The organism is Syntrophales bacterium (genome assembly GCA_023228425.1).
Taxonomy (GTDB): domain Bacteria; phylum Desulfobacterota; class Syntrophia; order Syntrophales; family UBA2210; genus MLS-D.
This window is the reverse complement of the sequence record JALOBE010000002.1, coordinates 23,170-45,582: the sequence shown is the minus strand read 5'-3', so window position 1 is coordinate 45,582 and position 22,413 is coordinate 23,170. Positions and strand designations below refer to the sequence as shown.

The window sequence follows — 22,413 nt, the reverse complement described above, 5'->3', positions numbered from 1 at the left end:
ATGGGCAACAATATGAATGAGCATAAAACGATACTTTCGGGGAACGAGGCCATTGCCCGGGGTGCCTATGAATGGGGGGTCACCTTCGCCGCGGCCTATCCCGGCACGCCAAGCACCGAGATAACGCAGGAATTCTCACGGTATGACGGCGTCTATGCCGAGTGGTCACCCAACGAAAAGGTCGCCCTCGAAGTGGCGATCGGCGCCGCCTTCGCGGGAGCCGACGCCATGGCCGTCATGAAACATGTGGGAGTCAACGTCGCCGCCGATCCTCTTTTCACCGTAAGCTACACAGGAACAAACGGCGGGCTGGTGCTGGTCGTTGCAGACGATCCGTCCATGCACAGCTCGCAGAATGAACAGGACAGCAGGAACTATGCCGCATTCGCGAAAGTTCCCATGCTTGAACCGGCGGACAGTGAAGAAGCCCGACAATACATCAAAACGGCCTTCGCCCTGAGCCGGGATTTCGACACGCCGGTTTTCCTCAGGTCCACGACGCGGCTGTCACACTCCAAGTCGGTGGTTACCCTCGAGGAGCCCCGAAAGCGGGTTGACGGGAGAAATGTCGTCAAGAACTCGGCGAAATATGTCATGGTCCCCGCTATGGCCCGGAAAAGGCGGATTGTCGTGGAAGACCGCCTGAAGAAGCTTCAGGTCTTCGCCGAATCATTCGACGGGAACAGAATGGAGCTGAACAGCACTGAAGCCGGCATCATAACCGCCGGCATGACCTATAATTACGCGAAGGAAGCATTCCCGGAATACTCCTTTTTGAAGCTCGGCATGGTCTACCCGCTTCCGGAAAAAATGATCAGGGATTTCGCCTCAAAGGTAAAAAAACTCTATGTTGTGGAAGAGCTGGACCCCTTCATCGAGGACCGGATCAAGGCCATGGGCATCGACGTGACGGGAAAACAGATATTTCCTTTCAACAACGAGTTTGACCCGGGACTTCTTGAGCGATCCATGAGTAAGACAGAGGAGGAACCGTTGTTCCCCGGCCTGCCCGAGCTGCCGGCCCGCCCGCCGAATCTGTGTCCGGGCTGTCCTCATCGGGGTCTCTTTTATGTGCTCGGACGGCTCAAGGTCTTCGTCACCGGTGACATCGGCTGCTACACCCTTTCATTCCTCAAGCCCCTCGAGGGCCTCGATTCCTGCATATGCATGGGGGCAAGCATCGGCATGGCCCACGGTATGAGCCGGGTTCTCGGCGAGAAGGGCAGGGTCGTCGGTGTCATCGGGGACTCGACCTTTGTCCACTCGGGCATAGCCTCGCTGCTGAACATGGCCTATAACCGGAGTGATGCCGTCATCGTCATCTGCGACAACAGGACCACGGCCATGACGGGGATGCAGGATCATCCCGGTACGGGGCGTACCCTGCAGGGGGAACCTACGAAGCAGCTCGATTATGAAGTTCTTGCCCGTGCCCTGGGTATCGACGACGTGAAGGTGCTGAACCCCTTCGACCTCAGGAACACGAGAAAAGTACTTCAAGAGGCGCTCGCCTCGGAAGGTCCATCGCTGGTCCTGTCCCGGGGACCCTGCGCGCTGCTCGCCACAAGACGGGCTGAAGCACGAAAACCGTTCAGGGTTGACATTCACCGCTGCACCGGCTGCAGGGCCTGCCTTGCCCTGGGATGCCCCTCGATCTCATGGAGGCGTTTCAAAGACATTCCTGACGTGACAATTGAAAAGAAAACCGTAAAGCAGGAGGGCATTGCCCTGATCGATCCCGTCAGTTGCAACGGATGCGGGGTATGCCTGCAGCTCTGCGCGGCAAAGGCCATTGTGGAGGGTGTCGGCGATGAATAACAACAGCGTCACTACCGTTCTTTTTGTCGGCGTGGGCGGCCAGGGAATCATCATGGCGAGCGACTTGCTTTCCCGGGTGATGCTGCGGGCCGGCCGTGACGTCAAAAAGAGCGAGGTTCACGGTATGGCCCAGCGGGGCGGCTGTGTCAGCAGCCACGTCCGGTATGGCGGCAGGGTCTATTCCCCCCTGGCAGGGAAGGGGGGCGTGGATATTCTCGTTTCCTTCGAAACAATGGAAACCCTTCGGTATCTTGATTACCTCAAAAAAGGGGGCTCGGCGATTGTCAACGATGAGGAACTCTTCCCTCCCGCCGTTAACCTGGGCGACGAAGCCTATCCCGCGGATGTGCCGGCCCTCTTGAAGAAAACCCTTTCCGCCGTCAAGATCCTGAAGGCGACGGACATGGCTCTTCAGGCCGGTGACCGGAGAATGGCCAACACGGTTATGCTGGGCGCCCTGTCATCTTTTACCGATGTCAACGAGCACCTCTGGAAAGACGTGCTGAGGGCTTCCTTTCCCGAGAGGCTGGTCGAAAAGAACCTGACCGCCTTTAATATGGGAAGAACTTATTGAAATACCAGGAGATTCAAGCCGGCGCATGTCGACGGACTATTACGAAATATTAGGCCTTACCAAGAAAGCGACAGCCGAGGACATAAAAAAAGCCTACCGGCGACGGGCGCTCAAGTACCACCCGGACCGAAACCCCGGAAACCCTCAGGCAGAGGCGGAGTTCAAAAAAATAAGTGAAGCCTACGCCGTCTTGAGTGATCCCGAAAAACGTAAACAATACGATATCTTCGGATCACAAGACTTCGGCCGCCGCTACTCACAGGAAGATATCTTCAGGGATTTCGATTTTAATTCCATTTTTCGTGAATTCGCCTTCGGAACCAGGAGGACGGGCTTTCAGGGGAAAAGGAGGATGTCCCGGGGCGACGATCCCTTTGCCTTTGCCGATCTTTTTTCCGGTACCTGGAATCAACAGGGACCTCGCCTCCAGCCTGAACGGGGAAAAAATATTGAGTACAACCTCGATGTTACCCTTGAAGAAGCATTCGGGGGCGCGGAAAAAAAGATTTCCCTGGCCGGGGGAGGGAAAAAAATTCTTGTCAGGATTCCGCCGGGTATTGCCACGGGCCGGAAACTGAGGCTTCCGGGAAAGGCCCATCCCGGCAAACATGGCGGTGTCGCGGGTGATGTTTTGATAACGGTGCGTGTTGTACCCCATAAGGTATTCGCCAGAGAGGGAGACAACTTGACGGTGAGTGCCGGCATCAGGTACTCAGAGGCCGTTCTCGGTACGACGGTCGAGATTCCCACCATAGGCGGAGAGACAAAACGCGTCAGGATACCCGCCGGATCAGGGCCGCTTACAAAGATTCGGATGAAAGGCTACGGGATGCCCCGATTCAGGGGGGCGGGCAGGGGAGACGCCTATCTCAGATTGAGCATTATCATTCCGAAATCATTGAATAAAGAACAAGATAAACTTATCAGGTCCATGGCTGAAAAGGGACTGTAGAGAAAAACGCAGGGGAGCATGTCATGAATGTATCACAGGGTGTCCTGGAGAGGCGCAGTATCCGCGCTTTTTCCGTGAAAGTGCCGGAACGAAGTCTTGTCGAATCAATCCTCGGGCATGCCCGATGGGCCCCTTCATGGGGGAACACGCAGTGCTGGAAGGTGACCGTCGCCGACGGCGACCGTCTCGAGGCCTTCAGGGAAAACAACCGGCGGCAGTACCTTGACGGGGTGGTTCCGAACCCCGACATGCCGATGCCTCGTGAGTGGCCCGAAATCAACAAAGCCCGGTACGGAGAGGTTGGGCGCCGGGTCTTTGAAGCCTTGTCCATCGCCCGGGGTGACAAGCAGGCCAGGCACGAACATCAGGCCCGCATGCACGGTCTCTTCGGAGCGCCGATGCTGCTGCTTTTTTCCGTGGACAGGGCTATAACTCCACCGGAGTACGCCATGTTCGATCTGGGATCTTTCGTGCAGACCATCTGTCTTCTGTCCTGGGAAAAGGGCCTGGGAACCTGCCCGCTGGCGGTGGCCGTAAATTATCCCGATGTCGTACGGCGGCACATTGACATTCCCGAGGGCGAGGCGCTCGTGATGGGGTTGGCCGTCGGTTATCCCGATATGGCCGCCCCGATCAACAGCTTCGAACGTTCCAGGGCGTCCGAAAAAGAAGTGATCAGGTGGGGTGCATGAGCCGTCGCGGGGTGGTCTCCGGACCACCCCGCCGCCGAAACCGGAAACGTCTGATAAGATATGTTATGTAAACTTTGGTGTGGATTTATTCCAGGGTGACGTCCCCCCAGGCTCCAAGCGCGTCTCCGACTATGATCACCACTCCCCTGACGCCGTCGATTTCTTTCGCCTCCGTGAGTACTCGTCGAATGTCGTGTTTATCCTGAACGCGATTAGCCAGTGCCGTGGCAACGGCGTCGGCCAGGGCTCCCGACGCCGCAACAACACACACGGCGTCGGCATTTCCGAAGCTCAGGGAAGGTCCCACTGTTGCCGATGAAGTACAGACGGCACAGGGTGTCTTCCCGGCGGCGAGGACCAGGTTGACGTTACAGCTCAAGGGAGACGGACCGGCAAAAATAGAAACCCTGGCCTCGCCCTTCTCGAGAATCAGAAACACATCTCCCCCGTTTTCGACAATGACGGTCCTGCTGAACCCGTTCAGGTCCCGGCTAACCTTTTCAGCCAACGCGCCGGCGACAGATGCCATGGGACCGACGCCGGCAGACCGGGAGGCGTCCATCATGGTTTTCACGATTCCCGGGGCTAAAGCCGATTCTTCCCGCAGGGGCACAAGTGATGAGAAAAAATCAGGATGTTCCCTCCCGTACTGCTCGATAATGCGGCGGTGCTTCAGAAGTGAGCGTCGGGCCGGGTCCGACAGATCGCGGTCGCCGCTGATGAAGAGGTCCGACTCCCTGACTGTTACGGTGCAGGAAACAAGTCCCGTTCCCGTCGAGAGACGCCTGTAGGTCCTTTCGTGGTAAGGGCTCATATTGATGCGATAACACTACATAAAATAGGTTGCCCCGGCTCCAATTACCCCATCGGCGTCGGTCTTCAGGGACTCGGAAATGTCCAGCTTCAGGTTGTCTCCGAGGTAGATTATCGTTTCTGATGTTTCATTTGAACGAAGGTGAATGTAGGCGGGGTAACTTCCCCTGTGCTTCTTGAGAACTTTCTTGAATTTCACCAGGTCGGCGGCGCCGGCTGCAGTATCCAGTCTCAGGAGAAAATGCACCGAACCGAGAGGTTGTTCGAGGGCCTCTTCCATGCTGGAAACCTCGGTGGCAATGATCTTCGCGCCCTCTTCCGCGGCATCGATCGTTCCTTTTACCACCAGCGGCGCGTCGGCGGTGATGTGGGCGTGGGCACTGCGGTAGAGTTCAGGGAACAGAATCACCGTTACCAGTCCTTTCATGTCATCGAGGGAGATGTAGGCCATGGTTTCCCGTTTTTTCGTCGATACTTCGCGAATGCCGCTGACAACTCCGCAGATTGTCACGGACGCGCCGTCCCTGAGGGTCAAAACCGTTTCCGATGTTGCCGGGGAAAGGAGGCTCAAGCGCTGTTGATACTTGAGGAGGGGGTGCCCCGACACGTAGAATCCGAGAGTTTCCTTTTCATGGATGAGAAGATCGTCTTGATCCCATTCGGGCACACTCGGCAGCATCGGTTCGCCCTCGTCGTCTGCCCAGTCGGGCTGGTCGAAGAGGCTTGTTTGGCCGCTCAGGTGGTCACGGCGACGCTTCTGGGCCAGTTCGATGACTGATTCATAGCCTTCCATGAGCCTTCGTCTGTTGGGTTCCAGAGAGTCAAAAGCTCCGCACTTGATAAGGCTTTCAACGACTTTTTTATTGACTTTCCTGAAATCGATCCTGCTGCAGAAGTCGTAAAACGACTTGAACGCTCCCCCCGCGTTCCGATCATTTCGAGCCTCGATGATGGCGTCAACAGCTCCTTCGCCAACATTTTTCACTGCCGACATTCCAAATCGAATGTTAGATTCATCGGTTATAGTGAAATCTTTATGTGATTCATTAAAATCAGGAGGAAGAACTTTGATGTTCATGTCGCGGCATTCACTGATGTACTTTATTATTTTATCACGGTTGTTTTTTTCGCTCGTCAGAAGGGCCGCCATGAATTCAACGGGATAGTGGGCCTTCAGATAGGCCGTCTGGAATGAAATCATTGCGTAGGCCGTGCTGTGGGACTTGTTGAAGCCGTACTCGGCAAAGGTCTCCATCTGTTCCCAGATCTTTACGGCCTTTGACTCCGGAATCCTGTTCTTTCCGGCTCCCCCGAGAAACTTCGGCCGTTCCCGCTCCATGTCGGAAGCCTTTTTCTTGCTCATGACACGACGGAGATTGTCCGCCTCTGCCATGGTATAATTCCCTATGGTTACCGCGATCTGCATCACCTGCTCCTGGTAGAGGATGATGCCGTAGGTTTCCTTGAGAATCTGCTCAAGCGCCTCCAATTCGTAGGATATTGTCTGCCGGCCCTGCTTTCGGGCGATAAAATCCGGCACCATGCTCATGGGTCCGGGACGATAGAGGGCGATGAGGGCGATGAGGTCTTCGATGCAGTCGGGTTTCATGGACAGGAGGATGTCTTTCATACCCGAGCTTTCAAGCTGAAAAACGCCGTCGGTCTGGCCCCTGCTGAGAAGCTGATAGGTTTCCCGGTCATCGAGGGGAATGTCATCAAAGTTGATCGCGACCCCCCTTCCCCGTTCGATGAAACGCAGGGTTTCATTGATTACTGTCAGTGTTTTCAGCCCCAGAAAATCGAACTTGGTAAGCCCCGCCTCTTGCAGGTCGTTCATGGAATACTGGGTAACGATGTCCTCGTTCCTGGGGCTTTTAAAAAGGGGAACCCGTTCGACGAGCGGTACGTCGGAGATCACCACCCCCGCGGCGTGTGTCGACGCGTGACGAGCGAGTCCCTCCAGGGACCGGGAAAGGGCAACCAGCCTCTTGACGGCGGGATTCCTTTCTATTTCTTCCCTGAGGCGAACTTCCCGCTTGACGGCCTCGTCAAGAGAAATGTTGAGAACATTGGGAATCATCTTGGCGATCCGGTCAACCTCCCCGTAGGGCATGTTCAGCGCTCTTCCCACATCACGGACGACAGCCTTCGCCTGCATCTTGCCGAAGGTGATGATCTGGCTGACACGGTCGGAGCCGTATTTTCGGGTAACGTAATCGATGATCCGGTCACGTCCTTCGATGCAGAAATCGATATCGATATCGGGCATGCTGCGCCGGTCGGGGTTGAGAAAACGTTCAAAAAAAAGACCATAGCGTATGGGATCTATCGTGGTGATACCCAGGGCGAAGGCCACGAGACTTCCCGCCGCAGACCCTCTTCCCGGCCCCACGGGGATGGAATGCTTTTTGGCATAGTCCACGAAATCAGCCACGATAAGAAAATAGCCGGGGAAACCCATCGATTCTATTATATCCAGTTCGTCTTCCAGGCGCTTGTGATAGGTTCTCCGGACCTCTTCCCGGTCGAAGGCGGGAATGGACGAAGAAATCCCGTCAAGGCCTTCTCGAGCGAGTTTTCTCAGGTAATCCGCCGCGGAGAGACCTCTCTCTATATCAACGTGGGGAAGATAGACCTGGTTGAGATCCAGGGAGAGGCTGCATCGCTCCGATATGGTAATCGTGTTTTCAATCGCCTCGGGAACGTGAGCGAAGGCTGCCTTCATCTCGTCGGGGGACTTGAAATAAAACTCATCGGTCTGAAATCGCATGCGCTGAGGGTCGTCGATAGTCTTGCCGGTCTGAATGCACAGGAGAATTTCATGGGCTTCCGCGTCGTGCCGCTTCAGGTAGTGACAGTCGTTTGTCGCCACCAGCGGCATGGCGATCCTGCGAGCCAGGGCTATGAGTTCCAGGTTGACCTGTTTCTGCTCAGGGAGCCCGTTCTCCATGATTTCCAGGTAAAAATTGTCCCTTCCGAAAATCTCCCGGTACTCCTCCGCTGCTCTTTCGGCATCCGCCGGCTGACGGGAGAGCAGGAAACCGGGGATTTCCCCGTGCAGGCAGGCACTCATGGCTATCAGTCCGTTACTGTATTCGGCCAGCAGCTTCTTGTCCACGCGGGGCCGGTAGTAGAACCCCTCCAGGTAGCCTCTGGAGGTCAGCTTCATGAGGTTCCGGTAGCCCTCCATGTTCCTGGCAAGGACAACCAGATGACGGGACCCCTCGCCCGCTTCGGGAGAGTTTTTTTCCCTGTGATCCCCGTGGGCCACGTAGAGTTCACAGCCGATTATAGGTTTTATTCCGTACTTGAAGGCTTTCTTATAAAAATCCAGGGCCCCGAACATGTTTCCGTGATCGGTAATAGCCACCGCGGGCATCCGATAGTCGCGAGCCGCCTTGAAAAGGTCATCCAGGCGCAGAGCGCCGTCGAGCAGGCTGTACTGGGTGTGAACGTGGAGATGAACAAAATCAGAGTGCTTCATGAACCTAATCGATCCAGTAGTTCGGAGCTTCCTTGGTAATGATCACGTCATGGACGTGGCTTTCACGAAGACCGGCGCTTGTGATGCGCATAAAGCGCGTATTTTTTCTCAATTCCTCTATCGTTCTGCAGCCCACGTAGCCCATTCCCGCCCGGATGCCCCCCACCAACTGATGGATTCCGGCCGACACTGTTCCACGGAAGGGAACCCGTCCCTCGATTCCCTCGGGAACAAGCTTCATGGCGCCTTCATATTCATCGTCCTGGTAGTAGCGGTCCCTGCTGCCGGCCTTCATGGCCTCAATGGATCCCATGCCCCGATAGACCTTGTAGGTTCTGCCCTGAAACAGGATGGTCTCGCCGGGGCTTTCCTCCGTCCCCGCGAAAAGACTCCCGATCATGACGCTGTACGCGCCCGCCCCGATCGCTTTCACCACGTCTCCTGAGTATTTTATGCCCCCATCGGCGATAAGGGGGATGCCATATTTATCGGTGGCCCGGGCGCATTCCTTGATAGCCGTCATCTGGGGAACGCCGACGCCGGCTATGATACGGGTCGTACAAATCGATCCGGGGCCGACTCCGACCTTGATGGCGTCCGCACCGGCCCTGATAAGCGCCTCCGCCCCCTCATAGGTAGCCACGTTGCCGGCTATGAGTTCGCACGTCTTGAAGTTCGCCTTCGTTGACCGGATCGCGTCAAGGACGGAGGCCGTGTGTCCGTGGGATGTGTCGATAACGATGACATCGGCCCCCGCGTCGAGAAGGGCCTGTACCCGGGCCTCCCGGTCGATGATTCCAACGGCGGCGGCTACCCGCAGACGCCCCAGCCCGTCTTTGCTTGCCAGTGGATAACGCTTGATCTTTTCGATGTCTTTTATGGTGATCAGACCTTTGAGGTTGTTCCTTTCATCCACTACCGGAAGTTTTTCGATGCGGTGCCGGTGCAGGAGTTTCTTCGATTCTTCAAGCGTGATGTCCGCTGAGACCGTCACCAGGTTTTCCTTCGTCATCACCGCCGATACCGGCTGCTCGAGGTTGTCTTCGAACCGGAGGTCGCGGTTTGTGATGATGCCCACCAGTTTTCTGCCCTTTACAACGGGTACGCCTGAAATCTTGTAGCGGCTCATCATTTCCTGGGCTTCCCGGACCTTCTGTTCCGGTCCTATGGTAATGGGGTCCACAATCATGCCGCTTTCCGATTTCTTGACCTTGTCCACCTCGATTGCCTGACGCTCAATGGTCATGTTTCGGTGAATTGTTCCTATACCGCCTTCCTGGGCCATGCATATGGCCGTTTTCGACTCGGTCACCGTGTCCATGGCCGCACTGACCAGGGGAATACTCAGAGTGATGGTCCGCGTCAGCATAGTGGATGTGTCAACCCCTTTCGGCAAAACCGTCGACTCGGCGGGTATCAGGAGAAGGTCATCAAAGGTCAGTCCTTCGGGTATGGGTTCATCTAACATACGTACAACCTCCATTAATCCTGTTAATTGATGGGCCGTTCCTGTCCGCCCGGGTTTCCGGGATCAGCTTCCGCGTTCTTCGTCCGGACATTGTGGCGTATCCGGTGGCGGCCTGTTCGGGTCTCAAGAAAAAATTCGTCAGCCTGGTGCTGAATATGCCGGGCGAGCTGGTAATAGGCCGCCCTGGAAAAACGCGCGTCAAAGGTTCCCCCCTTTACGGAACAGTACAGAACATCGTCGGCCCCCACCTTCAGGGATACAACGTCCAGCGATTCGGTTGAATTGTCATTCAACAGGATTTCAATCGTATCGATTACCTCCCGCTGTTCCCGTACGGAAACCGAATTGACCACGAATGGTGTATCTTCCACGTCGATATAGGTGCGGACGCCCTTCATTTCGACATAGTAGCCGTTCTCTCCGTCGTAACCGAGGGCCTCGAAGAAAAGAGCGAGGATGTCCCTGCGGAACATTTCAGCGCCCCGGTAGTACCAGATACCGTCCCTGTCGATACGTATAGGGATGCGTATCACGTCCCCTGAATTCTCATGGTTGTACATTATTTATCTGCGCCTCGTTGCGGTGTTTTTCATCGTTTCCGTGTCGAGCAGCACCGTCACCGGTCCATAGTTTACCAACTCGACGTCCATCATTTTTTGAAAAGAACCCGTAGCCACCCGGGTGACATGTTTCCGCGCGCAGGCAACGAAATGTTCATAGAGTTTCCCGGCCGTTTCCGGTTCACAGGCGTCGGTGAAGGAAGGCCTTCGCCCTCTGCTCGTGTCGGCGAAGAGAGTGAATTGAGAAATTATTAACATATCGCCGGAAATGTTCAAAAGCGAACGATTCATTTTCCCGGCTTCGTCTTCAAAAATTCTCAGGTTGAGTATTTTGTCGCAGAGAAATTCAGCCTCTGCCGTACCGTCTCCCTTTCCGACACCGAGAAATACCAGGATGCCCCTCCCGGCGGATCCGACGCAGGCACCGTCCACGGTCACCTTTGCTCTGTGAATCCGCTGGATTACCGCTCTCACGAAGAAAAATGCCTCCCGGGGTAGTTGGAGGGCATGTTAACAGTACTGGGTGTTTTTGCAAATAATTTTCTTTATGGGGGCGAATCACGGCGCCAAACGGGGGATGCCTGCGATCGCTTACTCGAACTCGGCAAACAGTGCTGCTTCCAGGGGAAGGTCCGGTGTGTCACCGTGTATTCGGAGGGCTGACCTGGAACGGTTCGCCCTCCGGATCAAACCCTGCCTCCCGAGAAACACGAGAGGGCGACTTCCAGAAAGAAGCCCGGCAGAACGCCCATGAGGATGGTCGATCCTGCCAGGACGGCAATGACAACGGTGAAGACATTGACCGGGGAAGCCGAGGCCGGAGGAAGAAAGTCGGAATCCTCTCCCATGTACATGTAGACGATAACGCGCAGATAGTAGTAGGCCGACACGACCGACATCAGCACGGCGACGATGACCGTTCCCAGGTGGCCCGCCTCCAGACCGAACTTGAAGACATAAAACTTCGCGAAGAAACCGCCGGTGGGCGGAATTCCCGTCAGAGACAGCATGAAAACGGCCATGGCAAGAGCCAGGAAGGGGCTGCGTGAGCCCAGGCCCGCCATATCCTTGAGGCGAAGTATCCCTTCGTTCCCGCGTGAGAGGTGGACGGCGACACCGAAGGCTCCCATGTTCATCAGCGCGTAAACACAGAGATAGAAGATCAACGCCGAGGAACCTTCGGGCAGAGCGTAGAAGGCGATGAGCATGTAGCCTGCCTGGGCGATTCCTGAATAGGCAAGCATGCGCACCAGACCGTCCTGGCGGAGGGCGGCGAAGTTGCCCAGCACCATGCTGGCGACGGCCATGACGATGACAAGGCCGCCCACCATGCCGAGCGCGTATCCCGCAAGCTCGGTCCCCACTCGGATGAAAACGGCGAAGGCCGCTATCTTGGGCGCCACCGCGAGAAGGGAAGCGATGCTGACCGGAGCCCCCTCGTAGACGTCAGGTGCCCACATATGAAAGGGAACGGCCGCTATCTTGAACCCGATACCAACGAAGAGCAGGGCCGCCGCCGTGAAAAGAAGCGGGAGCCCGCCCCCGATGGAGCTGTCGAATATGCCGACACCTGAAATCCCTGTCCCCCCTGACACACCGTAAATCAGGGCTATGCCGAAAAGAAAGACGGCCGACGAAAAAGCACCCAGAAGGAAGTATTTCAGGGCGGCTTCCATCCCTTCCTTCACCTGTTTGCAAAAGCCCACCAGAACGTAAAGCGAAAGGGACATGATTTCCATCCCGAGAAAGACAACCATGAGGTCCGTGGCGGCCATCATGATGTTCATCCCTATCGCCGCGATGAGAATGAACCCGTAATACTCCGCCCCATGGCGCTTTTCCCGCTGCAGATATTCATGGGAATAAAGAATCACCAGGAACAGGCACAGCAACGCGACAAGCTGCAGCAAGAGCGAGAAGTTGTCCCGCAGGATCAGGCCGCCGAAACCGGAGATGTTCCGTCCCCAGTAGAACGGAATAAGAAGAAGTGTCGAAAAAAGGGCGAGGAAGGCCGGACCGGCTAAAAAGCGTTGCCTCTCCCCTCCTCCCTCCCGCAGGAACGAATGGCAGGCGAAGACCAGGAGCAGTATCTCCGGAAGGACGCTCACGATGCCGTTCAATGCGGGCGCACTAGAAATCATAGGATACCCCCCGCGCCTTCCCGTACTCGCGATGGTCGGGCACGGCGCAATACTCGCGTCCAGCTTGTACCTTGTCCAGGAGTACCTGGGCCGACAGGTCCATTCGGTTCATGAACCATGACGGGAAGAGTCCGATCACGAAAATCAGAATAACAATTGGAATCATGGTGCAATTCTCCCGGGGGGAACAATCTTTGACGGTTCCTTCCGTCGGTTCCCGTTCGGTTTCGAACATGACACGCTGGTACATCCAGAGCATATAGACGGCCCCCAGGACCATCGTTGTCGCCCCCAGGGCCCCAACCCACCAGACAAACTGGAACGCTCCCAGGAGCAAGAGAATTTCTCCCACAAACCCGTTGAGTCCGGGAAAACCGATAGATGAGAGAAGAACAATCATAAACAGTGTCGCCATAACGGGCATCCGGCCTGCCAGACCGCCCATCCTGTCCATGTCCCTGGTCCCCTTCCGCTCATACAGGGCCCCCACCAGGATGAAGAGAGCGCCCGTACTGAGGCCGTGGTTCACCATGTGTATGATGCCGCCCTTTATGCCGGCGAGGTTCATGGCGAAAACACCAACCACGATCAGCCCCATGTGGGAAATACTCGAGTAGGCGACCAGCTTCTTCAGGTCCCTCTGGGCGAAAGCCAGGAATGCCCCGTAGATAACCCCGATGATGCCCAGGGCCATGATGACCGGCGTAAAGTCAGAGACGGCGATGGGAAACAGGGGAAAACAGAAACGGAGAATACCGTAGACGCCCATTTTCAACAGAACACCGGCCAGGATCACGCTGCCCGCAGTCGGTGCCTCGACGTGGGCGTCGGGAAGCCAGGTATGGAAAGGGAATGCCGGTATTTTGACGGCGAAGGCCAGGAAGAAGACAATGAAGAGCCATCGCTGGCCGGCTTCCGGTACGGTGAGCCCGAACCATTCCACAAGGTCGAAGCCAAAGCCGCCGCCCAGGTTCCGGTTAAGGAAGGCCATGACAATGATGCCCACCAGCATGAGCACGCTGCCTCCCATGGTGTAGATGAAAAACTTGATAGCGGCGTAACGGCGGTCAGCGCTTCCCCAGATGCCGATTATGAGAAACATGGGAATAAGGGTCGCTTCCCAGAACAGATAGAAGAGGAACGTGTCGAGGGCCGCGAAAACGCCCAGCATTCCCGTGGAGAGAACGAGGAAGAGGGAGAAGTACAGTTTTACCTTGGTTTCTATTCTGTTCCAGGACACCAGTACTGCGGTGACGGTGAGAAAGGTCGTGAGGTTGATCAAAAACAGGCTCAACCCGTCGATACCCAGATGGTAGGATATGCCCAGCGCCGGTATCCAGGAGGCTTGCTCAACGTACTGGAAGCCTCCGGCCGTCGGGTCAAAGCCGAAAAAGGGTACGAGGCTCGCGATAAAGCTGAACATCGCCGTCACCAGGGAAACCCACTGGACGGCGGCTCTGCCTGTGCAGAGCATGACGGCCGCGACCCCGGCGAGAGGTATAAAGACGATGAGTGATATGATGGGCAGTGTGTTGAGCATAATAGCCGTATTTCCTGTCTTTGGTATGGGAGCGTTGTTCTCTTCAGCTGGTTACCGCCAGTGTTATGCCAAGAAAGAGGACGATACCCGCCGCTATAAAGAGGGCATAGGCGGTCACGGTTCCTCTCTGCAGGAGCGCGAAGAGCCTGCCCGCTGCCAGGGCGGCCGCTCCGGCACGATTGACCAGTCCGTCGATAATGATCGTGTCGAGCACGGTACTGCTGAAGGCGGCCAGCCTCTTGAAAGGCCCGACCAAAAGGGCGTCATGTAAATGATCCATTCGAAAACCGCTGAAAAGAAGATTCATCAGGCCGGCATTGTTTTCTTCCAACTGGACCATGTAATTCCTTCTCCGGGAATAGAGTCTCATGGCGGCCAGGAGTACCACGACGACGACGATGGAAACGATGAGCAGCATGGCTGTTTCCAGAGCGTGTGACACCGCCGGGTCACCTGTTTGCGCCGGGGGGAGCGTGGAGGCCATAAAATTCCCGAAAATGGTTTTCCCGGCAAGCATGGGCAGATTGAAAACACCGAAGGTGGCGGCACAGAACCCCAGGACCGCCAGCGGGACAGTCATGGAATATCCCGGTTTGTGGATTGAGCCGTCGTACGTGCCTTCCCCGAGAAACGCCAGGCCGAAGAGCTTGCCGCAGTACAGAGCCGTGATCACGGCTCCACCGAAACCGAGAAACCAGTAAAAGAGGCCGTATCGTTCGAAACCGCCCCATATGATGACCTCTTTGCTGAAAAACCCGGACATGGGGAAAATGCCCGCCAAGGCCAGAAGTCCCAGGAGGAATGTGGCGGATGTGAGGGACAGCCGTTTCAGGAGTCCGCCCATGGCGGCCGTTTCCTGCTCCCCCCGGAGGGCATGTATGACGGCTCCGGCCCCGAGGAACAGGAGGCCCTTGAAGATGCCGTGGGTGACAAGGTGAAACATGCCCGCCATGTACATGCCGGAACCGACGGCCATGAACATGTAGCCGATCTGGCTGACGGTTGAATAGGCGAGCACCTTCTTGATATCCGTCTGGCCCACGGCCGAAAGGGCCGCGTATATGGCGGTGAACGCCCCCACGGCAGCGATTACGGGAAGGGCGATCCCGGCCTGCGCCAGGAGGGGAAACATGCGGCACATGAAATAGACGCCGGCATTGACCATGGTGGCCGCGTGGATCAAGGCGGACACGGGCGTCGGCCCTTCCATGGCATCGGGCAACCAGACATGAAGGGGGAACTGGGCGGACTTTCCCATGGCGCCGATGAAAAACAGAAGGGCTGTTACGGCCGGCAGTGTGACGGCCATACCGTGACTGCCTTCAAGGGCACGGTGCAATTCCTGATAGTTGACGGTCTGGAAGAGAAGGACGGTCATCAGGATGCCCAGCATGAAACCCATGTCGCCGATACGATTCACCACGAAGGCTTTTCGTCCGGCGTCGGCGGCGGATTTTTTTTCGAACCAGAAGCCGATGAGCAGATAGGAGCACAGCCCCACCCCTTCCCAGCCGAGAAAGGTCAGAATCAGGTTGTCGGCCATGACGAGGAGCAGCATGAAAAAGATAAACAGATTGAGATACACGAAAAAACGCCGGTATCCCGGATCACCCTCCATGTAGCCTATGGAATACAGGTGGATGAAGAATCCCACAAAAAGTACGACCAGAATCATCGTCATCGAAAGAGTGTCCACCAGAAAACCGAAGGAAACAGTGAACCCCGCCTGGCTGATCCAGGTGTAGAGCGTTACCGTGAGGACCCGTTCGTCTCCGGGCAGTCCGGCCATGGAAACGAGCAACGCCAGGGCGGCGAGGAGCGGTAGCCCCACGGCGGCGCAGGCGACGAGGGACACCGTCTTCGAGTTGAAACGGACGCCGGCCGACCCGTTCAGCAGTACGCCGACCAGCGGGAACAGGGGCAGCATGTATGCCAGTGCAGGGCTCATGAAACGCTCATCCTCTGAGTAATCGTATTTTTGAAATATCAAGCAGTCCGTACAGCCTGAATATGGAAATCATGACGGCAAGGCCCACGGCCACCTCGGCAGCGGCGATAGCCATGACGATAAACACGTATATCTGGCCGTCGGTTCCGTGAAGATATCGCGAAAAAACAATGAAAACCAGATTGGCGGCGTTGAGCATCAATTCCACGGAAAGCAGAAGCACCACGGCATTGGTCCTCACAAGAAAACCGACGACACCGAGACAGAAGAGCAGGATTCCGATACCGAGCAACAGGTACAATTCCATTGAACGCGATTCTCCCTATTTTCTACTGATGATGATGGCCCCGATGGAGGCCACCAGAAGCAATACCGCCGTCAATTCAAAAACGAGAAGATGGTCCGTGAAGAGGTCGATGGCCAGCCTGTGCACGCCCGCACGTTCCAGCAGTGACAGTCCTTCATCGGGAACAGGGCTCTTGCGGAGCGATCCCCAGAGGAGGGTTCCCATGGCGATGGCGAGTGCCAGAGCGGCACCGCCGATGCCCGGAGTCTGCGGTCCCGTGAAGATCCGCCCCGCCGCTTCCCTCAGATTCAGAAGCATGACGGCAAAAATGAACAGCACCAGAATGGCGCCCACGTAAATGATCACCTGGAAAAGCGCCGCCACATGGGCTCCCATGGCCGCGTAAAGGCCCGCGAGAGCCAGCATCGTCAGGAGAAGGCTCATCACGTTGTTGATGGGGTTTGCCAGGAAGACAACCCCCAGGCCCCCTCCAATCGCCAGGATTCCCACTATTCCTATCAACAGATATTCATGCATTTGTCGTCACCGCAGAGACTTTTTCGTCAGTTCGGCAGTATCGAGTATCAGCTGTTTCCTGTCATAGACGGCCAACTCGTACTCGTGCCCCATGATAATGGCTTCCACCGGACAGGACTCGACACACATACCGCAGAAACAGCAACGGCTGAGGTCCAGTGTGTAGTCCTTCAGGTTCCGGATCCCGTCCGGGCCTGTTCCGGGCACCACGATTATGCACTGACAGGGACAGATCTTTTCGCACAGACCACAGGCGACACAGAGCACCCCGCCCGTATCATCGGTGAGCAGTTTCGGCCGTCCCCGGAAGCGTTCCGGAAACGTCCACTTCTGCTCCGGATATTGCATGGTTATGGGTTTCCGGAAAAATTCCTTCAGCGTCGTCCACAACCCGTTCAACAAGGCTTTGATCATCGTCTCGCAACCGTCCCCCCTACCCGGCCATAACTACTATGAAGGCGGTTACCATCACATTGGCGAAGGCCACAGGCAACATGACCTTCCAGGAAACATCCATGAGATGGTCGTATCGCAACCGGGGCCAGGTCGCCCGAACCCAGACGAAAAAGAAAAACACCAGAAACACCTTCAGGGCGAACCATACCAGGGCAGGCAGGACGGGACCATTCCAGCCCCCCAGGAAAAAAACCGTTACAAGGCAGGATGCGAGCAGTACGTGGGCGTACTCTGCCATGTAGAAGAGAGCGAATTTCATGGAAGAATATTCCGTCTGGTAACCGGCGACCAGTTCGTTTTCACACTCCAGGAGATCGAAGGGAGTCCGGTGTGTCTCGGCGAACACACAGGTCAGAAACACCAGGAATCCCACGGGCTGCCTGATAATGTTCCAGAGACCCTCCTGGGAGTTCACGATTTCGACAATGCTCATGGAACCGCTCATGATGAGGACACCCGCCACGGCCAGAGCCATGGGTATCTCATAGCTGATGATCTGCGCCGCCGCTCGGTAACCGCCCAGCATGGAGTACGTGCTGTTTGATGACCATCCGGCAAGCAGGATGCCGTACACTCCCGCCGACGAAACGGCCATGAGATAGAGAACGGCAACGGACATGTCGGTGATGAATATCTTCGCCGTGAAGGGAACTACGGCGAAACAGGCCAGTACCGCCACAAGCGATACCATGGGAGCGAGGATAAAATAAAAAGCGTGGGCGTGACGGACCGTCATGTCTTCCTTAAAGAAGAGCTTGATGCCGTCGGCGATGGGTTGCAGCAGTCCGGCGGGGCCCACGCGGTTCGGCCCCAGGCGGACCTGGAAGAACGCGAGAAGCCGCCTCTCCGCCAGCGTCATGTAGGCTACGACTCCCATGATAACGGAGAAGATTATAACGATTCTGATTACTTCAATCACGAATGCCATCATGGACAGCTCTCTCCTGGGTGTTGCCGGTTGCCTTGCAGAGCCCGGCTACGGTGACGCTTCTCCCGGGTCTTACAAGGGCGAGACCTTCCCGTGAACCTGCCAGGTTCTCCACGAGGAGAACTTTAGAGCGGACGCTGTATGAATACCGAACCCTTCCCGAAGCCCGACCACTGGGCGTCGACAGGATTACGTCCTCGTCCTGTTCATAGAACCCCTCCGTGAAATCATCGGGGTTCATGATAATTCGTATTCCCTGTTTTCGTTCGGCCAGTTCAGGGCTTCTGTGGGCGATCTGGGTGTCACCGAAAAGAACAGGAATGTGCATCATGAGAAAGGGAAATTCCGCGGACCGTTCTTCCGGCTGGACGGGCTGTGACAGCACCCGGCAGGTCGAGCCGTCACTGCCGAAGGGCTCCGGTCCGGGAGCACCGCCGGCCGTCGTTGACGGTTCTAATCCCAGGGCACTCATGAGTTCCTCCAGAATGGCGCCGTCACTCTTTGCCGTACCGGGGGGAACTATGGCCGGCTCCACCGACCGTTTCATACCGAAGAGCGACACCATGTGCCCGCTTTTTTCAGGCACGCAGGTTGATGGAAGAACGACATCTGCCATGGACGCCACGGTGCTGTCCCAGGGGCTCTGGACAACCAGAAGGTCGAGCTTGCGAAAGACCATCCGGGTCCGTTCCGGATCAGGGAACGTTTCCAGGGGGTCGTCACCCAGGAGATAGAGCCCCGTGATCTCACCCCTGTCAATTGCTTCGATGAGGTCGCCGGGTGCGGAAATTCCCCGGGCAGCGTCCCCGGGCAACATACCCCCGGGCAGCAGATCACCGGAAAAACCGGCTTCAAGGACGGCGCCGCGACTGTTGCAATGGGCTCCCAGGGGGAGAATAGCCCTCACCCTGTCATGAAGAACCGAAGCTACCCGCAGGAGGTGATCATTGTTGCCGAACATGTCGGGAACAATAACCAGGGTGATTTCTCGATCGCCCTGCAGGAGCGATACGATCTTGACCAGCGAGGAGGGTTTGACACCGAAGCTCGAGACGTCGGAAAAGGTTCGGTCCTTGTTGTCGGCCAGGGCGTCGGCCATTTCTGTAATGCACCGCTCCTGTGATCCGGGGGTGATGCCTCTGGTAAGCGACAACGTCGATCGTTCAGTACAATAGTCGATCCAGGGCGACAGCACGACCAATTCGTGCTCTTCCTTGCGCCGGTAGATATTGATGAGCTGTTTCAGAACCGGGTGCAGTTCAGCGGCCCCTCCTCCGACGACAAGGAGTACTTCGGCGTGCTGGAAATCAGAGAGGTCGGCTGCTTTCCATCCCGGACCGATGGTTTCCGTCAGCCCTTCCACCAGGTGTCGATATCCGGCGGCGGCAAAGGATCCCATGTGGGGTGTGCCGAGATTGAGGCGGCAGAAACGCTGCCAGGCGTCCGCCTCCTCAAGGGTTAGAGAATCGGAGCTGAAAAAGGCCAGGGACCGGCCTCCACGATCGGCCTGAATTCCTTTCAGGGCACTTGCCGTGTACTCCAGCGCCTCGGGCCAGGATGCCTCACGGCCTCCTGCCCGGGGGGCGGTGAGACGATGAGGCCCCTGGTAGGACTTCCAGCCGAAACGACCACGAACACAGGCAAACCCCTGCATTCCGCTGGCGTAGATCGGTGTCGTCACGCGCCGGATTTCGTTTTTTTCGACATGAAACACCAGGGGACACCCTATACCGCAGTGACCACAGAGCGACTCTTTCTTTTCTGGTTTCCAGACCCGTGTGGTGTTCTTGAACAGTTTGTCATTGAGTGCCCCCACGGGACAGGTCGACACGCAGAGGCCGCAGAAATCGCAATCCAGGGGACGCCGGCCGTCGGTTCCGATATACATGCGGATTCCCCGATTCATGAAGTCCAGTTCGTGCCTGCCTTCAAGCTCGGTGCAGATTCGGACACAGCGGCCGCAATGAATGCACCGGCTCATGTCACGCTCGATCATGGGCGACAGAATGTCCACGAAACGCTCCGGTTTCTCGAGCTCATAGGGCAGTTCTGTTATATTGTAGCGCACCACCAGGTCCTGGAGAGTACATTCTCCCGCTTTGTCGCAAACAGGGCACTCCAGGGGGTGATTGATCAGGATCAGTTGCAGCTGACGCCTGACGGACTCCAGGACCGCCGGGGAATCAGTCACTATGTCCATGCCGTCCCGTGCGGGGGTGAAGCATGAGGGTATCAGCCGGCGGCTCTCCCTGTTCTGAACCACGCACAGACGGCAGGATCCGAAGGGCGCCAGGCGCTTGTCGTGACAGAGGGTCGGGATGAATACCCCGGCCTTTTCAGCTGCCTCGAGAATGGTCGCGCCCTTCTCGACGGATACTTCTCGTCCATTTATTTTCAGTGTTATCATTCTAGTAGATTGCTCCGAACTTGCAGGCCCGTATGCAGGACTTGCAGGCAATACATTGTTCCCGATCGATGACGGCGACCTCTTTCTTCTGCCAGGCAATGGCGCCCACGGGACAAACCCGGGTACAGAGCCCACAGCGCTTGCACTTGTCCGGATCGACCCTGAACTGAATCAGGGCTGTGCACACCAGGGCGGGACAGCGTTTTTCATATATGTGAGCCTCGTACTCGTCCCGAAAATAGTTCAGTGTGCTCAATACCGGGTTTGGAGCCGCCTGGCCCAGTCCGCAGTGGGATGACCGGAGAATGTGGTTCCCCAGGCTTTCCAGTTCTTCCAGGTCCCCCTCTTCGCCCGCCCCGATAATGATTTTTTCGAGTATTTTCAGCATGACCTTGAGGCCGACCCGGCAGGGAACGCACTTGCCGCAGGATTCATCGACGCTGAACTGGGTAAAGAAGCGCGCCACGTCCACCATGCAGTTTGAATTGTCCATGACCACCACGCCGCCGGACCCCATCATCGCTCCCACTTTGGGCAGAGAATCGAAGGTGACCGGCAGGTCCAGGTGTTCTTCCCTCAGGCACCCACCCGAAGGACCCCCGAGTTGTACGGCCTTGAAGGCCGCCTTGCCCTGCATTCCGCCGCCGATGTCAAATATGATGGAGCGCAGGGTGGTTCCCATGGGGACCTCGATGACTCCCGAATTTTTCACCGAGCCCGTCAGCGAAAACACCTTGGTGCCCGTGCTGTCCTCTGTTCCCGTAGACCGGAACCAGTCGGCGCCCCGGTAGATGATCCGGGGAATGTTGGCAAAGGTTTCCACGTTATTGAGCACGGTAGGTTTCCCCCAGAGCCCCGATTCCGTCGATCGGGGCGGCTTGGTGCGGGGCATGCCCCGCCTGCCCTCCAGGGAATACATGAGGGCCGTGGACTCACCGCAGACAAAAGCACCGGCGCCGGGATATATCTCGATGTCGAAATTGAAACCGCTTCCCATGATGTTTCTGCCCAGGAGCCCCTTTTCACGGGCCCGGTCGATCGCCTTCCGGAGCATCCTGATCGCCAGGGGATACTCGGCCCGAACGTAGATGTATCCCTGGCCGGCCTGTACGGCATAACCGCAGATGATCATCCCCTCGATGAGGGTGTGGGGGTCGGATTCCATGATGGTGCGGTCCATGAAGGCCCCGGGGTCACCCTCATCTCCGTTGCAGATCACGTATTTCGGAAAAACATTGTAGCGCCGGCCTTCCTCCCACTTGCGGCCCGTGGGGAAACCGGCGCCCCCCCTTCCCCGGATATTGGAGCTCTTGACCTCTTCGATCACGTCTTCCGGTGTCATGGCCGTCAGGGCCTTGTAGAGGGCAAGGTACCCGTCGTGGGCGATATACTCCTCGATGCTTTCGGGATCTATATGTCCCCTGTTCCGAAGGGCTATGGGCACCTGTTTGCCGTAAAAGGCAACATCCTGCGTGGTTGGTATGTCATCATCGATATGGTGGGCGTGAAACAGGGGTGAAGAAGGCCGCTGCAGCTCCTCCAGACACGTTTTCAGGTGTTCCGCCACGTTTTCTTCCGCCAGGAAGGAACAGGACCTGCCCGCCGGCAGAAACAGAATCGAGGGACCTTCCTTGCAGGACAGAAGGCAGTCAGCTTCAATGAGCTTGATGCTGCTCCCGTAGCCCAGCTCGTCGAGAGCTTCCCTCAGAAGACGGCCCACATCGATATTCCTGCGGTTTGGACAGGATGTGTCCGTGCAATACACAATTTCAGCTACGTTAGGAAGCACCCGCTCATTCTCCCCTTTAC

At 56.7% G+C, this 22,413-nt stretch carries 18 protein-coding genes; 4 read left to right on the top strand and 14 right to left on the bottom strand.

Annotated features, from left to right (window positions below; all coding sequences use genetic code 11):
- The first annotated feature begins 12 nt into the window (after window positions 1-12).
- From iorA to M0Q23_01095, 4 genes are read left to right on the top strand one after another with little or no spacing between them, the layout of a single operon-like run.
- Window positions 13-1,818 (top strand): indolepyruvate ferredoxin oxidoreductase subunit alpha, encoded by a 1,806-nt coding sequence (iorA, locus tag M0Q23_01110; GenBank protein MCK9527248.1) that lies wholly within the window; start codon window positions 13-15, stop codon window positions 1,816-1,818.
- Entirely contained in the window at window positions 1,811-2,392 is a 582-nt protein-coding gene (locus M0Q23_01105; protein MCK9527247.1) for an indolepyruvate oxidoreductase subunit beta, read from the top strand. The genes iorA and M0Q23_01105 overlap by 8 nt, the downstream gene beginning before the upstream one ends.
- A gap of 25 nt (window positions 2,393-2,417) precedes the next feature.
- Window positions 2,418-3,344: a J domain-containing protein gene (locus M0Q23_01100; protein MCK9527246.1), complete on the top strand. Its 927-nt coding sequence runs from the start codon at window positions 2,418-2,420 to the stop codon at window positions 3,342-3,344.
- Window positions 3,345-3,367: 23 nt separating this feature from the next.
- The gene (locus tag M0Q23_01095; GenBank protein MCK9527245.1) at window positions 3,368-4,036 is read left to right on the top strand and encodes a nitroreductase; all 669 of its coding nucleotides are present in this window, start codon (window positions 3,368-3,370) and stop codon (window positions 4,034-4,036) included.
- A gap of 85 nt (window positions 4,037-4,121) precedes the next feature.
- Here the strand turns inward: M0Q23_01095 and M0Q23_01090 are convergent, their stop codons facing one another.
- The 14 genes from M0Q23_01090 to M0Q23_01025 form a co-directional block, all read right to left on the bottom strand.
- Window positions 4,122-4,850: a UPF0280 family protein gene (locus M0Q23_01090; GenBank protein MCK9527244.1), complete on the bottom strand. Its 729-nt coding sequence runs from the start codon at window positions 4,848-4,850 to the stop codon at window positions 4,122-4,124.
- A gap of 15 nt (window positions 4,851-4,865) precedes the next feature.
- Window positions 4,866-8,333 (bottom strand): DNA polymerase III subunit alpha, encoded by a 3,468-nt coding sequence (locus tag M0Q23_01085; protein MCK9527243.1) that lies wholly within the window; start codon window positions 8,331-8,333, stop codon window positions 4,866-4,868.
- A gap of 4 nt (window positions 8,334-8,337) precedes the next feature.
- Window positions 8,338-9,801 (bottom strand): IMP dehydrogenase, encoded by a 1,464-nt coding sequence (gene guaB, locus M0Q23_01080; protein ID MCK9527242.1) that lies wholly within the window; start codon window positions 9,799-9,801, stop codon window positions 8,338-8,340.
- Between the two features lie 23 nt (window positions 9,802-9,824).
- Entirely contained in the window at window positions 9,825-10,334 is a 510-nt protein-coding gene (locus M0Q23_01075) for a DUF1285 domain-containing protein (protein ID MCK9527241.1), read from the bottom strand.
- Window positions 10,335-10,364: 30 nt separating this feature from the next.
- Window positions 10,365-10,835, bottom strand: coding sequence for a D-aminoacyl-tRNA deacylase (dtd, locus tag M0Q23_01070; protein MCK9527240.1), 471 nt, complete (start codon window positions 10,833-10,835; stop codon window positions 10,365-10,367).
- 212 nt (window positions 10,836-11,047) lie between these two features.
- Window positions 11,048-12,502 carry an NADH-quinone oxidoreductase subunit N gene (locus M0Q23_01065; GenBank protein MCK9527239.1) on the bottom strand — a complete coding sequence of 485 codons (1,455 nt, stop codon included), beginning with the start codon at window positions 12,500-12,502 and terminating at the stop codon, window positions 11,048-11,050.
- A complete protein-coding gene (locus M0Q23_01060; protein ID MCK9527238.1) occupies window positions 12,492-14,042 on the bottom strand; it encodes an NADH-quinone oxidoreductase subunit M in 1,551 nt (516 codons plus the stop codon). Before M0Q23_01060 ends, M0Q23_01065 begins: the two co-directional genes overlap by 11 nt.
- A 43-nt stretch (window positions 14,043-14,085) precedes the next feature.
- Window positions 14,086-15,990 (bottom strand): NADH-quinone oxidoreductase subunit L, encoded by a 1,905-nt coding sequence (gene nuoL, locus M0Q23_01055; protein MCK9527237.1) that lies wholly within the window; start codon window positions 15,988-15,990, stop codon window positions 14,086-14,088.
- A 7-nt stretch (window positions 15,991-15,997) separates the two neighbouring features.
- Complete coding sequence (nuoK, locus tag M0Q23_01050) at window positions 15,998-16,297, bottom strand: NADH-quinone oxidoreductase subunit NuoK (protein ID MCK9527236.1); 300 nt, start codon at window positions 16,295-16,297, stop codon at window positions 15,998-16,000.
- Between the two features lie 15 nt (window positions 16,298-16,312).
- Entirely contained in the window at window positions 16,313-16,813 is a 501-nt protein-coding gene (locus M0Q23_01045; GenBank protein MCK9527235.1) for an NADH-quinone oxidoreductase subunit J, read from the bottom strand.
- Between the two features lie 6 nt (window positions 16,814-16,819).
- Complete coding sequence (locus tag M0Q23_01040) at window positions 16,820-17,227, bottom strand: NADH-quinone oxidoreductase subunit I (protein MCK9527234.1); 408 nt, start codon at window positions 17,225-17,227, stop codon at window positions 16,820-16,822.
- A 19-nt stretch (window positions 17,228-17,246) separates the two neighbouring features.
- Window positions 17,247-18,200: an NADH-quinone oxidoreductase subunit NuoH gene (nuoH, locus tag M0Q23_01035; GenBank protein MCK9527233.1), complete on the bottom strand. Its 954-nt coding sequence runs from the start codon at window positions 18,198-18,200 to the stop codon at window positions 17,247-17,249.
- Window positions 18,181-20,604, bottom strand: a complete 2,424-nt coding sequence (locus M0Q23_01030; GenBank protein ID MCK9527232.1) for a molybdopterin-dependent oxidoreductase — start codon at window positions 20,602-20,604, stop codon at window positions 18,181-18,183. Before M0Q23_01030 ends, nuoH begins: the two co-directional genes overlap by 20 nt.
- Before the next feature lies 1 nt (window position 20,605).
- Entirely contained in the window at window positions 20,606-22,393 is a 1,788-nt protein-coding gene (locus M0Q23_01025) for a 4Fe-4S binding protein (protein MCK9527231.1), read from the bottom strand.
- Between the last annotated feature and the right edge of the window lie 20 nt (window positions 22,394-22,413).

Bases quoted from the DNA above. Each gene is read 5' to 3' on its own strand.
- iorA (MCK9527248.1), top strand. From the start codon at position 13: ATGAATGAGCATAAAACGATACTTTCGGGGAACGAGGCCATTGCCCGG.
- M0Q23_01105 (MCK9527247.1), top strand. From the start codon at position 1,811: ATGAATAACAACAGCGTCACTACCGTTCTTTTTGTCGGCGTGGGCGGC.
- M0Q23_01100 (MCK9527246.1), top strand. From the start codon at position 2,418: ATGTCGACGGACTATTACGAAATATTAGGCCTTACCAAGAAAGCGACA.
- M0Q23_01095 (MCK9527245.1), top strand. From the start codon at position 3,368: ATGAATGTATCACAGGGTGTCCTGGAGAGGCGCAGTATCCGCGCTTTT.
- M0Q23_01090 (MCK9527244.1), bottom strand. From the start codon at position 4,850: ATGAGCCCTTACCACGAAAGGACCTACAGGCGTCTCTCGACGGGAACG.
- M0Q23_01085 (MCK9527243.1), bottom strand. From the start codon at position 8,333: ATGAAGCACTCTGATTTTGTTCATCTCCACGTTCACACCCAGTACAGC.
- guaB (MCK9527242.1), bottom strand. From the start codon at position 9,801: ATGTTAGATGAACCCATACCCGAAGGACTGACCTTTGATGACCTTCTC.
- M0Q23_01065 (MCK9527239.1), bottom strand. From the start codon at position 12,502: ATGATTTCTAGTGCGCCCGCATTGAACGGCATCGTGAGCGTCCTTCCG.
- M0Q23_01060 (MCK9527238.1), bottom strand. From the start codon at position 14,042: ATGCTCAACACACTGCCCATCATATCACTCATCGTCTTTATACCTCTC.
- nuoL (MCK9527237.1), bottom strand. From the start codon at position 15,990: ATGAGCCCTGCACTGGCATACATGCTGCCCCTGTTCCCGCTGGTCGGC.
- nuoK (MCK9527236.1), bottom strand. From the start codon at position 16,297: ATGGAATTGTACCTGTTGCTCGGTATCGGAATCCTGCTCTTCTGTCTC.
- M0Q23_01045 (MCK9527235.1), bottom strand. From the start codon at position 16,813: ATGCATGAATATCTGTTGATAGGAATAGTGGGAATCCTGGCGATTGGA.
- M0Q23_01040 (MCK9527234.1), bottom strand. From the start codon at position 17,227: ATGATCAAAGCCTTGTTGAACGGGTTGTGGACGACGCTGAAGGAATTT.
- nuoH (MCK9527233.1), bottom strand. From the start codon at position 18,200: ATGATGGCATTCGTGATTGAAGTAATCAGAATCGTTATAATCTTCTCC.
- M0Q23_01030 (MCK9527232.1), bottom strand. From the start codon at position 20,604: ATGATAACACTGAAAATAAATGGACGAGAAGTATCCGTCGAGAAGGGC.